This is a genomic window from Guyparkeria sp. TX1 (genome assembly GCF_046523965.1).
Taxonomy (GTDB): Bacteria; Pseudomonadota; Gammaproteobacteria; order Halothiobacillales; family Halothiobacillaceae; genus Guyparkeria.
The window spans coordinates 1,244,867-1,258,209 of sequence record NZ_CP144142.1; the positions used below are offsets into that span (position 1 = coordinate 1,244,867).

A 13,343-nucleotide genomic window follows, 5' to 3' on the forward strand; every position below is an offset into this window, starting at 1 on the left:
GATTCGTGAATCGTGGAGGTGTTGTGATGGATCGTTTGGCTTATATCGCCATGAGCGGTGCCTCGCAGACATTACGGGCCCAGGCCACCAACGCCAATAATTTGGCGAACGTGAACACCCAGGGTTTCAAGGCAGACATCGATGCCTTTGCCGCGCTACCGGTCTACGGCCCGGGTCAGGCATCGCGTGCCTATACCGAGGCGCAGGGCAAGGGCGCGGATTTATCCGCCGGTCCCCTGATGACCACCGGTCGGGATCTCGATATCGCCGTCAAGGGTGAGGGGTTCATGGCCGTGGAAGCGCCTGATGGCCGGGTGGCTTACACCCGCCGCGGTGATCTTCACCTGACGGCCAATGGCCAGTTGCAGACTGGGCAGGGCGATCCGGTCATGGGCAATGAGGGCCCGATCGCCATACCCCCGGCCGAGAAGATCGACATTCATGCCGACGGCAGCATCAGCATCATCCCGGTGGGTGGCCAGGCCAATGCCCCGGCGATGGTCGATCGCATCCGGCTGGTCAATCCGGACCAGGCCGATTTGACCAAGGGCCAGGACGGGCGCTTCTCGCTGCGTGAAGGCGCCGAGGAACCGCAGGCCGATGCCGCCGTGCAGGTGGCCAGTGGCGTGCTCGAGGGCAGCAACGTCAATGCCGTCGAGGCGATGGTCAACATGATCGAGTACGGCCGCATGTTCGAGACACAGAGCCGAATGATTCGCACGGCGGACGAGAACGGCGAAGCCGCAGACCGCCTGATGCGCCTCGGTTAATTCAGTTAGGGGAGAGACACCATGACCACACCCGCACTTTGGACCGCCAAGACCGGCCTGGACGCGCAACAGACGCGCATGTCGGTGATTTCCAACAACCTCGCCAACGTCAATACCACCGGCTTCAAGCGTGACCGGGCGGTGTTCGAGGACCTGATCTACCAGAACTACCGCCAGGTCGGCGCGGCGAACAACCAGCAGGACGAGGTGCCCACCGGCCTGAACGTCGGCACGGGTGTCCGCGTGGTGGCCACCGAGAAGCAGCACACCCAGGGCAATATCCAGCAGACGGACAACGCCCTGGACATGGCCGTCAACGGTCGCGGTTTTTTCCAGGTGCTCCAGCCGGACGGCAACATCGCCTACACCCGTGACGGCGACTTCTCGCTCAACAGCGATGGTCAGCTGGTCACTGCCAACGGTCAGCCGGTGCAGCCGGCGATCAACGTCCCGCAGGGTGCCCAGTCGATCACCATCGGCACGGACGGCACCGTCAGTGCGCAGCTGGCCGGCCAGGCCGAACCGGTCCAGTTGGGCAACATCCAGCTGGCGGATTTCGTCAACCCGGCGGGCCTGCAGCCGATCGGTAACAACCTGTTCGTCGAGTCCGGTGCCAGTGGGGCGCCGCAGTTGGACACGCCGGGCCTCAACGGGCTGGGCGCGATTCAGCAGGGGGCGCTGGAGAGTTCAAACGTCAACGTGGTCGAGGAGCTGGTCAGCATGATCGAGACGCAGCGCTCCTACGAGATGAACTCCAAGGCCATCTCCACGACCGACGGCATGCTCCAGTACCTCAACCAGAACGTCTGATGACGCCGATCCGCGGAGGCACGTCATGAAACCGTCAATCCAGTCGCTTTTCCGGGCACCGGTGCTGGTCGCATTCGCGCTGCTGGCCGGCTGCGCCAGTCAGCCGCCGATCAAACCCGATCCGCAGTTCGAACCCTCCATGCCGCCGGAGGCATCCCAGCACAACCCGGTACAGAGCAACGGCGCCATTTTTCAGACGGGGCAGGTGGACAACATGTTCGCCGACTCACGCCCTTACCGCGTCGGCGACATCTTGACGGTGGTTCTCGAGGAGCGCATGCAGGCTTCCAAGAGCGCACAGACCTCGACCGGCAAGAGCCAGGAGACGGGAATCACCCCGCCGAATGTGCTTGGGCTGACCGGCCCGGCGATCGAGCGGCTCAATGCCCAGATATCCGGCGAGCGCGACTTCGCCGGTGACGGCGAAAGCAGTCAGCAGAACACCCTCAACGGTCAAATTACCGTCACGGTGGCCCGCGTGCTCTCCAACGGCAATCTGGTGATCCGGGGCCAGAAGTGGATCGGTATCAACCAAGGTAGCGAGTTCATCAAGCTGGCCGGGATGGTCCGCCCGCAGGACATCGCGGCGGACAACACCATCATGTCCACGCGGGTAGCTAATGCCCAGATCGCCTATGGCGGTGAAGGCGTGATCAACGAATCGAACAACATGGGCTGGCTGGCTCGTTTCTTCAACAGCCCGGTCTTCCCCTTCTGATGGTGGGACGCATGAACATCAACACATCCATTCGAGCCTTCCTTGTCGGTTTTCTGCCCTTGCTGCTCGCGGCGGGGGCGACCGGCTTCGCCCCGCAGGCGGGTGCCGAACGCATCAAGGACGTGGCGAGCTTCGCCGGGGTGCGTGACAACCAGCTGATCGGTTACGGCATCGTGGTCGGCCTGGCCGGTACCGGCGATCAGACCACGCAGGTGCCGTTTACCCGCCAGAGCATCCAGAACATGCTCGAGCGTCAGGGGCTTTCCCCCGACGGGGGCAACGTGCAGTTGAACAACGTCGCGGCGGTCATGGTCACTGCCGACCTGCCGCCATTCGCCAAGCCGGGTCAGACGATCGACGTCACGGTCTCGTCGATCGGCAATGCCGACAGCTTGCGGGGCGGTGAGCTTCTGATGACGCCGCTGAAGGGCGCGGACGACAACATCTATGCCGTCGCCCAGGGCAGCCTGATCGTTGGTGGGCTGGATGCCTCGGGGCGCGATGGCTCGCGCGTGACCGTCAACATCCCCACGGCCGGGCGCGTGCCCAACGGCGCGACCGTCGAGCGCAGCGTGCCAAGCAAGATGGGCGGTGCCGGGGCGGTGTTCCTCAACCTGCACCAGCCGGACTTCACCACGGCTCGCCGCATGGAAGAGGCGATCAACGGGATGCTCGGCGGTGGTGTGGCCGAGGCGGTTGACGGGGGCACGGTCAAGATCCGTGCGCCGGATTCGCCCGACCAGCGTGTCGGCTTCATGTCGGTGCTGGAGAACGTCGAGTTCGAGCCTGGCGAGGGGCCGGCCCGCGTGGTGGTCAATTCGCGTAGCGGCACGGTGGTGATCGGTCAGAACGTGCGCATCGAGGCGGCCGCCGTCTCGCACGGAAATCTCACCGTCACCGTGGATGAGGATCTGGATGTTTCCCAGCCGGGACCGTTCTCGCAAGGCGAGACCGTGGTCACCCCGGATTCGGACGTGGCGGTTCAGGAGGAAAACAGCCGGGCCTTCCTGTTCGACCCGGGCGTGAAGCTCAACGACATTGTCAATGCCGTGAACGCGGTCGGCGCTTCGCCCTCGGATCTGGTCGCCATTCTCGAGGCGCTCAAGAGTGCCGGGGCGCTCAAGGCCCAGTTGATCGTGATCTGAGGTGACGTGATGGTCAGTCCCGCACAAATCAACTCGTATAGCGACTTCCAGGGCCTCAACCAGCTCAAGGCCCAGGCCGGCAACGATCCGGGCCAGGCGCTCAAGCAGGTCGCCTCCCAGTTCGAGACGCAGTTCGTCAAGATGATGCTCCAATCGATGCGCGAGGCCACGCCGCGTGATGGCCTGTTCAACAGCGAGCAGACCAAGACTTTCGAGGGCATGTTCGACCAGGAAATCGCGCAGAAGCTGTCCAGCCGCGCCGGCGGCATCGGGCTGGCCGAGATGATCGAGCGCCAGTTGTCCAAGCAGGCCGGTGGCATGGACGGCGAGCGGCCATCGGAAGGCTTTCCTTTGAAGGTCGCCGAGGACGGTGGCGTGGTCGAACAGGCGCCGCGTGCCTACCCGTTGCCCGATGCCTCCGAATGGACTCTGCGTCCGCACGCCTGGATGCAGAAGGACAAGGAGACCGACGGCGCCACCGCGGACGACGAGAAACTGGCGCAGCCTGGCCCGACGAAAGAGCGGTTGGCCGCGCTGAATTCCTCGGACGCTGCCGGCAGCAAGAAGCAACCGGCCTACTGGGAATCGCCGGAACGGTTCGTCGAGGCCATCCTGCCGCATGCCCGCGAGGCGGCGGAGAAGCTCGGCGTCTCGCCGAAGGTGCTGGTCGCGCAGTCGGCGCTGGAAACCGGCTGGGGCAAGCACGTGCCGCATGACGGCGGTGGCGCGGCGAGCAACAACTTCTTCGGCATCAAGGCCGATCGCAGCTGGGACGGCGAGCGTCAGGTCCACGGCACCCTGGAATTCGAATCCGGCAGCCTGGTGCGCCGACAGGCGGCCTTCCGCCAGTACGACTCGATGGCCGCCTCCTTCAACGACTTTGCCCGCTTCATCCAGGAAAACCCGCGCTACGGCAAGGCGCTGGAGGCCCGAGATGATCCCGAGCAGTTCGCCCGTGAGCTGCAGCAGGCCGGCTATGCCACCGATCCCAAATACGCCGACAAGCTGATCTCCATTATGAACTCGCCGGCGATGAAGGACGCGGTGTGATCGAGTCGAGTCGGCGCTCAAGTTTTCCCTCAATCGGCCGATAAGGTCGGCAGTAAACCCTTCGAGGCCTCAACATGGCGGACATCCTCAGCAACTCGGTCAGCGGCCTGCTCGCGGTGCAACGTGCACTGACGACGACCGGGCACAACGTCTCGAATGCCAACACCGAGGGCTACTCGCGCCAGACGGTCAACCTCAGTGCGCGCACACCGCAGTTCATGGGGAACGGTTACGTCGGCACGGGCACGCAGGTGCAGTCGATCACGCGAAGCTTCGACCAGTACGTCGAGAACCAGCTGCGCGATGTGACCAGTGACAACAGCCGTCTCCAGTTTGTCAGTGACATCGCCAGCCAGGTGACCACCGTGCTTGGGGATACCGAGTCGGGCATTGCACAGAGCACTCAGGCATTCTTTGGGGCGGCGAGCGACGTCGCGGCTAATCCGACCGACACTACCGCTCGACAGGCCTATCTCAACGAGGCCTCGGCACTGACCGACCGATTCAACCAGCTCGACGGGCGACTCGCGGATCTCAATTCGAGCATCGGCCAGCAGGCCAACGCGATCTCTCGCGAGGTAAATACCTTCGCCGAAGAAGTTGCGAATCTGAACGACAAGATCAGTCGGGCCTATGCGCAGGACCCGAACGCCTTGCCGAACGACTTGCTCGATCGTCGCGACCAGTTGATTCGCGATATCGCGGAACGCGTGAACATCCGTGTGACGGATGACAGTGCGGGCTCGCTGAACCTGGCGGTAGGCTCCGGACAATCCTTGGTCACGGGCAGCGCGGCTACCGAGCTCCAGGCGATCAACGGTGCGGCCGGCCTGACAGTCAAGATCGGTGACAAGACCATCACCGAGCGAGTCACGGGTGGTGAGTTGGGCGGCATGATCGAGACGCAGAAGGAGTTGGTCACGCCGCTGCGTAATGAATTGGGGCGTGCTGCCATGGTGCTGGCGCAGGAGGCCAATGCCATCCAGGAGGCTGGATACGATCTAGATGGCGATGCGGGGAAGCCACTGTTCACGGAAATCAGCAGTTTCTCACCCAGCGTTGCGGTGGATGGTAGGAATGATGGCGATGGTTCGGCGGCCGGCAGCGTCGTCGATGCCACGTTGCTCGAAGCGGCGCGTTATGAAGCGCGGTTCGATGGCACCAATTGGATTGTGCGCAGCCAGGATGATCCCGGTACGCAGATCGCTAGTGTCGGCTCCGGGGGGAACACCATGGCCATCCCCGGTCTCGATATAACGTTCTCCGGTACCCCGCAGGCGGGCGATGTGTTGTATATCGACCCAGCAGCCGGTGGCGCCGGTCAGATTGCGACCCAGTTGAGTGACGCGCGAGACGTGGCGGCAGCAGGTGATGACGGTGCTGGCAATTCACTGGGTAGTCGTGACAACACCCAGATCGAGGCGATGGCCGCGCTTGCCAATGAGCGCCTGGTTGGTCAGACGGATTCGGCCGGTCCTGGAGCGGATGGTACCGATGCCCTCGATGGGCAGACCATCGGCGGGGCGCTTTCTTCGGCCGTGAGCAATGCTGGTTCCGTGGCTCGAACCGCCCAAATGCAGGGAGAGTCGTCACAGGCCTCAATCGACAATCTGGTGGCGCGCCAGCAATCGGTTTCTGGCGTGAATCTGGATGAGGAAGCCGCCAACCTTCTCAAATACCAGCAGCAATACCAGGCGTTGGCGCGCTCCATTTCCATATCGGGCGATCTGTTTCAGTCCGTCCTCAATGCCGTGGGTTAAGGCCCGTGCGGGAGTAAGACGATGCGCGTTTCGACATCAATGATCTTTCAGCAGGGGCTGCAGAGCCTGCAGCGGCAGCAGTCCGAGATGATTCGGGCGCAGACGGACATTGCCACCGGCGTGAAGTTGCGCTCGGCGGATCGCGATCCGGTGGCATTCGGCCAAGCCAGCCAGCTGACCAGCCAGCAGGCGCGCGTGGATCAGTTCCTGCGTAGCAACGATATGGCGACCGGCAAGATCGAAGCCCAGGAGACGTCGCTGGCGGCGAGCACCGACATTCTGCAGCGGGTGCGCGACGTTGCGATCCAGGCGAACAACGGGGCGCAGGACGCGACGTCTCGTGCGGCGCTGGCCGACGAGCTCGCCTCGCTGCGCGAGGCGTTGGCGGGGCAAGCCAATGCCAAGGACGAGCGTGGCGAATATGTGTTTTCCGGCACGCAGGCGGGCCAGGTGCCTTACGCCCCCGACGGGGTCGGCCAGCTGGCTGATTCGGTCCAGGCAGTCGATCTGCAAGTTGGGGAAAGCGATTCGGTCGCCGTGAACCGGGTGGCAAGCGACATCTTCGACACCGCCGCGGGCTCGGGGCGTTCGGCGATGCAGGTGATCGACGATCTCGAAGCAGCCGTACGGGCGGGAGACGACACCGCCTACGGTGGCCTTCAGGATGAGGTGGATCAGGTGCTCGAGCGCGTGATCACCACACAGGGCGAGATGGGCAACGATCTCAACAAGCTCGAGCGCCTGCGCGATGACCAGAACGCCTGGAGCCTGAGCAACAAGGAATCGATCTCCAAGCTGCGGGACACGGACCTCGCCGAGGCGATCACGCGCCTCAATCAGAACTACCTGACCCTCCAGGCCACGCAGCAGAGCATGGCCAAGACCCAGCAGCTATCGCTGTTCAACAACCTCTAACCTGATCACGATTGTCGCCGACTTCTCCGGCTCCTTTTGGGGGAGCCGATTTGTCGCGTCTGGTTGTCCGTCGCTGTGGTCATCAATCGGCGTCTCGTGGCGCTGTGATACCATCCCCGCGATTTTCAATCGGCGAGACATGAATATGATTGCAGGGGTGTTTCCGGGGCAGGGTTCCCAGTCCATCGGCATGGCCAGCGGCTGGGGCGAACACGAGGATATCGCGCAGGCGGTCTTCGATCGCGCGGGTGATGTGCTCGGCTACGACCTCTGGGCGCTGGTCGCCGAGGGCGATCCGGCCCAGCTCAACCAGACGGAACGCACCCAGCCGGCCATGCTGGCCGCCGACGTGGCGGCCTGGCAGATCTGGCGTCACAACGACGGCGCCATGCCCGCCGCGCTCGCCGGCCACAGCCTGGGCGAGTACGCCGCGCTGGTGGCCGCGCAATCCATCGATTTCGAGGCGGCGGTCGCCCTGGTCGCCCGGCGTGGCCAACTGATGCAGTCGGCCGTGGCCGAGGGGCAGGGTGCCATGGCCGCCGTGCTGGGGCTGGAAGACGATGCCGTGCGTTCGGTCTGCGAGAAGGCTGCCGACGGCGAGGTCTGCGAGGCGGTGAACTTCAATGCCCCGGGGCAGGTGGTGATTGCGGGTGACCGCGCGGCCGTCGAGCGAGCCGAGGCGATTGCCGGCGAGGAGGGCGCCAAGCGTTTCGTCCTGCTGCCGGTGAGCGTGCCGTCGCATTCCTCGCTGATGCGCGAGGCCGGCGAACAGTTGCGTGACGAGATCGCGCAGGTCGACATTCGTCCCCCGCAGATCCCCGTGATCCACAACGTGGATGCCCTGACCCACGACAAGCCCGAAGCCATCGCCACCGCACTGGTCGAGCAGTTGTTCCGGCCGGTCCAGTGGGTGGCCTGCGTTCAAGCCATGCAGGCCATGGGTGCTGGCGACCAGGTCGAGTTCGGCCCGGGCAAGGTGCTCACCGGCCTGGCCCGCCGCATCGATCGCAAGATGGGCGCCAAGACCGTCTTCGACCAGGCCACGCTGGAAAAGGCACTGGGCGCCGAGTAAGGCAAGCCGATCGAACAAGAAACACCACGAGGAATATCCATGTCAGAACAAGCGACCCAATTTGCCAACCTCGACGGCCGTGTTGCCCTGGTCACCGGCGCATCGCGCGGGATCGGTGCAGCGATTGCCAACGCCCTGGTGGCAGCCGGGGCGACGGTCATCGGGACGGCCACCTCCGAGAAGGGCGCCGCCGCGATCGGCGAGCGTCTGGGCGAGAATGGCGCGGGCATGGCGCTGGACGTGACCGATGGCGCGCAGGTCGATGCGGTGATCAAGGAGATCGAGTCGCGCTTCGGGCCGGTCGCCGTGTTGGTCAACAACGCCGGCATCACCCGTGACACGCTGCTGATGCGCATGAAGGAAGACGACTGGGATGCAATCATCCAGACCAACCTCACGTCGGTCTTTCGTCTGTCGCAGAAGGTCATGCGCTCGATGGCCAAGGCCCGCTGGGGGCGCATCATCTCGATCGCCTCGGTGGTCGGCTCGATGGGCAATGCCGGGCAGACGAACTACGCGGCAGCCAAGGCCGGCATCATGGGCTTTTCCAAGTCGCTGGCGCGCGAGCTCGGCCCGCGCGGCGTGACGGTCAACGTGGTCGCCCCGGGGTTCATCGAGACCGACATGACCCGCGACCTGCCGGAAAAGCAGAAGGAAGCCCTGCTGGGCAACATCCCCAACGGCCGCCTGGGTCAGCCCGAGGAGATCGCCTCGGCGGTACGTTTCTTGGCCGCTCCGGAGGCCGCTTACATCAACGGTCAGACCATCCACGTCAACGGCGGGATGTACATGGCGTAAGGCCCGCCTTGGCGGGTTTTAGCTCGCCGGGGCATTTTTATTTGGCCTGCCGGACGGTTTTCACTAGAATGCCGGGCAGTGTTGGCCGGGGTTGCCTGGCCAAAATGTTTAATTGATTAGTGTTTGTACCAGAAGAGGTTCGATACGAATGAGCACCGTTGAAGAACGCGTCAAGAAGATTGTTGTAGAGCAGTTGGGCGTCAAGGAAGAAGAAGTTACCAACGAAGCTTCATTCGTTGACGACCTCGGCGCGGATTCCCTCGACACCGTCGAGTTGGTCATGGCCCTGGAAGAAGAGTTCGAGTGCGAGATTCCGGACGAAGAGGCCGAGAAGATCACCACCGTTCAGCAGGCCATCGACTACGTCAACAACCACAAGGACGCCTGAATCGGGCCCTTGTGCGTTTCACAGGCCGCTGGCCTGTGACCTGAAAACCGTGTTTCGGCCTTCCTTTCGGGGGGTTGATCGCGGTTTTTTACTAGGGGGCTCAGCCCGATTCGATCGACCTGAGTTTCCCTCGGGATTCGCCAAGCCGATCGGCAGCCCGCCCGGCCGTCAGCCAACGAACTGGAAAAGAGCATCATGAGCAAACGTCGCGTCGTGATCACCGGCCTTGGGCTGGTGACCCCGCTGGGGAACAACGTCAAGGATTCATGGGACGGCATTCTTGCCGGGCGGTCGGGTGTGGCCCCCATCGATCGCTTCGATACCGAGAAGATGGCGGTCAAGTTTGCTGCCACGGTCAAGGATTTCGATCCGACCACGGTCATCCCGGCGAAGGACGTGAAAAAGATGGAACCGTTCATCCACTACGCGATGAGCGCATCCATCGAGGCGATTGAGGACGCGGATCTGATCAGCGATTCGCTCGATCTCGACCGGGTGGGCACCTTCATCGGTTCGGGCATTGGCGGACTGGGCGGCATCGAGCGCAACACGCTGGCCCTGGAGAATCAGGGGCCGCGTCGCGTCTCGCCGTTCTTTATCCCCGGCGCGATCATCAACATGGCCTCCGGTCAGCTGTCGATCCGCTATGGATTCCGTGGCCCGAACCTCGCCACGGTGACCGCCTGCACCTCGGGCACCCACAGCATCGGCCAGGCCGCCCGCCTGATCTCCTACGGCGATGCCGACGTGATGATTGCCGGCGGCACCGAGGGTGCCGTCTCGCCGCTGGGCGTGGCAGGCTTCGCCTCGGCGCGCGCGCTGTCGACTCGCAACGACGATCCCGAGCGCGCGTCGCGGCCGTGGGACCGTGATCGTGACGGCTTCGTGCTGGGCGAGGGCGCCGGCGTGGTGGTGCTCGAGTCGCTGGAACATGCCCAGGCTCGCGGTGCCCACATCTACGGTGAGGTCAAGGGCTTCGGCATGAGTGCGGACGCCTATCACATGACCTTGCCGGCCGCCGACGGTGACGGCGCGCATCGCTGCATGAGGGCGGCTCTCAAGGACGCCGATCTTCAACCGAGTGATTTGGGCTACATCAACGCCCACGGGACCTCCACGCCCGCCGGTGACGGTACCGAGGTAAAGGCGATCAAGAAGCTCTACGGCGACCAGCCGGTGGCGTGCCCGGTCAGCTCCACCAAGTCGATGACCGGGCACCTGCTTGGCGCGGCCGGTGCAATCGAGGCCGTGTTCTCGGTACTCGCCCTGCGTGATCAGGTGCTGCCGCCGACGATCAACCTCGACAACCCCTCCGAGGACTGCGATCTCGACTTCGTGCCCCACGAGGCACGTCGCGTCGAAGGTTTCGAAGTGGCGATGTCCAACTCCTTCGGCTTCGGCGGGACCAACGGCACGCTCATCTTCGGTCGCACGATCGACTGATGGACGCGGGGCGACGCTCGAACCAGCCGGGCGTCCGTCGGTCCTGTCCGGGCCGGCCGCCAGTGGATTGCATCCGTCAAACGACCCTCGCGTGAACCGCTCGTGAGCGAGCCTGTCATCCAACGCCTCGAATCGGAGCCGGGCAGGGCGGCGTCATCGCTCGCCGAGGTGCTGACAGCCGCGGGCAAGGACGCCAGCCACCTGTTCGAGAGCGTTACTGCCGGCGGCCCCCTGAGCCGTTGGTCGATCCTGTTCTCCGCAGCCGACGAGCGCCTGAGCGCGCCACCCATGCCGTCAGCCGATGCGCCACGCTTTCTCGATGCCTTCCAGCAGGCCGTCTCTCGCCGGCAGCCCCTGAACGATGGCTTTGCAGCCGACGGTTGGCTGGCGGCACGGGGCCTGCCACCGGCGTTCCCTTTTCTCGGCGGCTGGAGTTTCTTCCTTGCCTACGAGATGGCCGCGGAGATCGAGCCCACGCTCGACCTGCCGCCATTCGAGCTCGGGGCCGAGAGTGGCTTTCCGCGCGCGATCGCCGAATATCACCCGGCCGCCCTGGTGCGGGATCACGACTCGGGCGAAGATATCGTGGTTCACGACGGTAGCGCCCGAGGCGCGAAGCTGGCCGAAGGCCTGATCGCCGCGCGGGTACAGGCGGTTAAAACCGCTGGCAGGGATCGTCGTGGCGGGGTCGAGCTGGCGGAACTGCTCCCACCGGCGGGCGCGCCCCACCGCGAACGGGTGGCCCGGGTCCGTGATTACCTGTTCGCCGGCGATGTCTTTCAGGCCAACCTCTCGCATGCCTGGCGCTTTCGGCTCGCGCCGGGTGTGTCATCGCAGGCGGTCTACGAGTCCTTGTGTCGGCGCAACGCGGCACCGTTCGCCGCCTGGTACCGACAGCCGGAAGGCGAGATCATCAGCTCCTCCCCGGAGCGGCTTCTGCGCGTGGCCGACGGCCGTGCCGAGACCCGCCCGATTGCCGGCACCCGCCGGCGCGATCCGGACCCCGAGCGTGACCAGGAGCTGATCGAGCAATTGCGCGCCCACCCCAAGGAGCGCGCCGAGCACGTCATGCTCATCGATCTCGAGCGCAACGACCTCGGCCGGGTCTGTGAGCCCGGCTCGGTGCGGGTCGACGAGTTGATGGTGGTCGAGTCCTACGCCCAGGTACATCACCTGGTCTCGAATATCGTCGGGACACTTCCCGCGAGCACCTCGCCACTGGCGGCGCTGGCTGCCTGCTTCCCCGGCGGGACGATCACCGGCTGTCCGAAGGTCCGTTGCATGGAAATCCTCGCCGAGCTGGAGCAGGCCGGTCGCGGGCCCTACACCGGCAGCCTCGGTTACCTGAGCAACCACGGGCGGCTCGACAGCAACATCCTGATCCGCAGCGTCTTTCTGAGCCCGGACGGACGCGGCGAATTCCGCACCGGCGGCGGCATCGTGGCGGACTCGGATCCGGCGCGCGAGCTCGACGAGACCTACCAGAAGGCCCGAGGCGTGCTCGATGCCCTCGGTGGCGAGGCGGCCCTGACCGCCGGGGTGCCGGTCGGATGAATCCCGTCGAGTTGCCCGTCACCGATCGTGGCTGCGCCTTTGGCGACGGCCTGTTCGAGACGCTGTTCGTCCGCGAGGGGCGGGTGATTCGGCTTGCCGATCATCTTGCCCGGCTGCGCTTCGGGCTGGCGAGGCTCGGTCTGCCGGAGCCGTCCGGCGAGCGGGTGCTCAAAGCACTCGACGAGGCGGTCACGCCGGGCTCGACCGGCGTGTGCAAATTAATGGTCACGGCCGGCTCGGGGCCCCGCGGTTATCGTCGTCCCGAACATCCTGAACTGACCGTGGCGGCCACCTTCGGCCTGCTGCCGCCGGTCCCGGCCGCGCCACTGACCCTCGACCCGGTCCCGGTGGCACTTGAGGGATCAAACGCGCTGCGTGGCCTCAAGCACCTCAATCGGCTGGTGCAGGTGCTGGCCCAGCAGTCGCTCCCGGGTGGCCGGGTCGAGGGGCTGATGCTGGACCCGGCCGGGCGGGTGGTTTCCGGTACGATGGGCAACGTTTTCTGGCGTGAACGCGATGGCTGGCATACGCCGCCGCTGGTCGGTGGCGCGATTGCCGGCACGCGTCGCGCCTGGTGGATCGAGACCCTGGGCGCTCGCATCACCCCCTGCGCCCCGGGTCGGTTGGCGTTGGCCGAGGCGGCGTTTCTCTGCAATGCCGTCTCCGCCTGGCGGCCGGTCGGCACGCTGCTCGGACGGGCGCTTGCCGAGACCGATGGCCCACCCGACGAGGGGCTGGAATGCGTCGAGGGCTGCTGGCAACCGCCGGCCGACGTCGCGACGAACGCCTGGCCAGAGGTCTTGTCCGAGGCCTTGGCCGACAGCGCTTGGGGGCGGGTCGCCCGTCGCGAGCTTGGCGCCGAGCGCGCGTGGGGCTCGCCGAGCCCATCATCACCGGAATCGATCGAGAGTTAGGAGTTG

At 65.0% G+C, this 13,343-nt stretch carries 13 protein-coding genes; all 13 read left to right on the plus strand.

The features are described from left to right. The first annotated feature begins 26 nt into the window (after positions 1-26). The gene (flgF, locus tag VWP12_RS05835) at positions 27-770 is read left to right on the plus strand and encodes a flagellar basal-body rod protein FlgF (RefSeq protein ID WP_410473357.1); all 744 of its coding nucleotides are present in this window, start codon (positions 27-29) and stop codon (positions 768-770) included. Positions 771-791: 21 nt separating this feature from the next. Next, entirely contained in the window at positions 792-1,580 is a 789-nt protein-coding gene (gene flgG, locus VWP12_RS05840) for a flagellar basal-body rod protein FlgG (protein ID WP_410473358.1), read from the plus strand. A gap of 25 nt (positions 1,581-1,605) precedes the next feature. Beyond that, positions 1,606-2,298 (plus strand): flagellar basal body L-ring protein FlgH, encoded by a 693-nt coding sequence (gene flgH / locus VWP12_RS05845; protein WP_410473359.1) that lies wholly within the window; start codon positions 1,606-1,608, stop codon positions 2,296-2,298. Positions 2,299-2,309: 11 nt separating this feature from the next. Beyond that, positions 2,310-3,443, plus strand: coding sequence for a flagellar basal body P-ring protein FlgI (locus VWP12_RS05850; RefSeq protein WP_410473360.1), 1,134 nt, complete (start codon positions 2,310-2,312; stop codon positions 3,441-3,443). Between the two features lie 9 nt (positions 3,444-3,452). Next, positions 3,453-4,493 (plus strand): flagellar assembly peptidoglycan hydrolase FlgJ, encoded by a 1,041-nt coding sequence (gene flgJ / locus VWP12_RS05855; RefSeq protein WP_410473361.1) that lies wholly within the window; start codon positions 3,453-3,455, stop codon positions 4,491-4,493. Between the two features lie 74 nt (positions 4,494-4,567). Then, positions 4,568-6,253, plus strand: coding sequence for a flagellar hook-associated protein FlgK (gene flgK, locus VWP12_RS05860; protein ID WP_410473362.1), 1,686 nt, complete (start codon positions 4,568-4,570; stop codon positions 6,251-6,253). Between the two features lie 21 nt (positions 6,254-6,274). Further along, the gene (gene flgL, locus VWP12_RS05865) at positions 6,275-7,168 is read left to right on the plus strand and encodes a flagellar hook-associated protein FlgL (protein ID WP_410473363.1); all 894 of its coding nucleotides are present in this window, start codon (positions 6,275-6,277) and stop codon (positions 7,166-7,168) included. A 145-nt stretch (positions 7,169-7,313) separates the two neighbouring features. Continuing rightward, positions 7,314-8,240, plus strand: a complete 927-nt coding sequence (fabD, locus tag VWP12_RS05870) for an ACP S-malonyltransferase (protein ID WP_410474948.1) — start codon at positions 7,314-7,316, stop codon at positions 8,238-8,240. A gap of 39 nt (positions 8,241-8,279) precedes the next feature. Continuing rightward, on the plus strand, positions 8,280-9,038 hold the full coding sequence (fabG, locus tag VWP12_RS05875; RefSeq protein ID WP_410473364.1) for a 3-oxoacyl-ACP reductase FabG: 759 nt from the start codon (positions 8,280-8,282) through the stop codon (positions 9,036-9,038). 148 nt (positions 9,039-9,186) lie between these two features. Continuing rightward, on the plus strand, positions 9,187-9,426 hold the full coding sequence (gene acpP / locus VWP12_RS05880) for an acyl carrier protein (RefSeq protein ID WP_058575544.1): 240 nt from the start codon (positions 9,187-9,189) through the stop codon (positions 9,424-9,426). A 195-nt stretch (positions 9,427-9,621) separates the two neighbouring features. Continuing rightward, positions 9,622-10,869 (plus strand): beta-ketoacyl-ACP synthase II, encoded by a 1,248-nt coding sequence (fabF, locus tag VWP12_RS05885; RefSeq protein WP_410473365.1) that lies wholly within the window; start codon positions 9,622-9,624, stop codon positions 10,867-10,869. Positions 10,870-10,971: 102 nt separating this feature from the next. Then, positions 10,972-12,423 carry a chorismate-binding protein gene (locus tag VWP12_RS05890; protein ID WP_410473366.1) on the plus strand — a complete coding sequence of 484 codons (1,452 nt, stop codon included), beginning with the start codon at positions 10,972-10,974 and terminating at the stop codon, positions 12,421-12,423. After that, the gene (locus tag VWP12_RS05895; protein ID WP_410473367.1) at positions 12,420-13,337 is read left to right on the plus strand and encodes an aminotransferase class IV; all 918 of its coding nucleotides are present in this window, start codon (positions 12,420-12,422) and stop codon (positions 13,335-13,337) included. Before VWP12_RS05890 ends, VWP12_RS05895 begins: the two co-directional genes overlap by 4 nt. Positions 13,338-13,343: the final 6 nt, after the last annotated feature.

Bases quoted from the DNA above. Each gene is read 5' to 3' on its own strand.
- flgH (WP_410473359.1), top strand. From the start codon at position 1,606: ATGAAACCGTCAATCCAGTCGCTTTTCCGGGCACCGGTGCTGGTCGCA.
- acpP (WP_058575544.1), top strand. From the start codon at position 9,187: ATGAGCACCGTTGAAGAACGCGTCAAGAAGATTGTTGTAGAGCAGTTG.
- fabD (WP_410474948.1), top strand. From the start codon at position 7,314: ATGATTGCAGGGGTGTTTCCGGGGCAGGGTTCCCAGTCCATCGGCATG.
- flgJ (WP_410473361.1), top strand. From the start codon at position 3,453: ATGGTCAGTCCCGCACAAATCAACTCGTATAGCGACTTCCAGGGCCTC.
- flgG (WP_410473358.1), top strand. From the start codon at position 792: ATGACCACACCCGCACTTTGGACCGCCAAGACCGGCCTGGACGCGCAA.
- flgK (WP_410473362.1), top strand. From the start codon at position 4,568: ATGGCGGACATCCTCAGCAACTCGGTCAGCGGCCTGCTCGCGGTGCAA.
- fabG (WP_410473364.1), top strand. From the start codon at position 8,280: ATGTCAGAACAAGCGACCCAATTTGCCAACCTCGACGGCCGTGTTGCC.
- VWP12_RS05895 (WP_410473367.1), top strand. From the start codon at position 12,420: ATGAATCCCGTCGAGTTGCCCGTCACCGATCGTGGCTGCGCCTTTGGC.
- flgL (WP_410473363.1), top strand. From the start codon at position 6,275: ATGCGCGTTTCGACATCAATGATCTTTCAGCAGGGGCTGCAGAGCCTG.
- VWP12_RS05850 (WP_410473360.1), top strand. From the start codon at position 2,310: ATGAACATCAACACATCCATTCGAGCCTTCCTTGTCGGTTTTCTGCCC.
- fabF (WP_410473365.1), top strand. From the start codon at position 9,622: ATGAGCAAACGTCGCGTCGTGATCACCGGCCTTGGGCTGGTGACCCCG.
- flgF (WP_410473357.1), top strand. From the start codon at position 27: ATGGATCGTTTGGCTTATATCGCCATGAGCGGTGCCTCGCAGACATTA.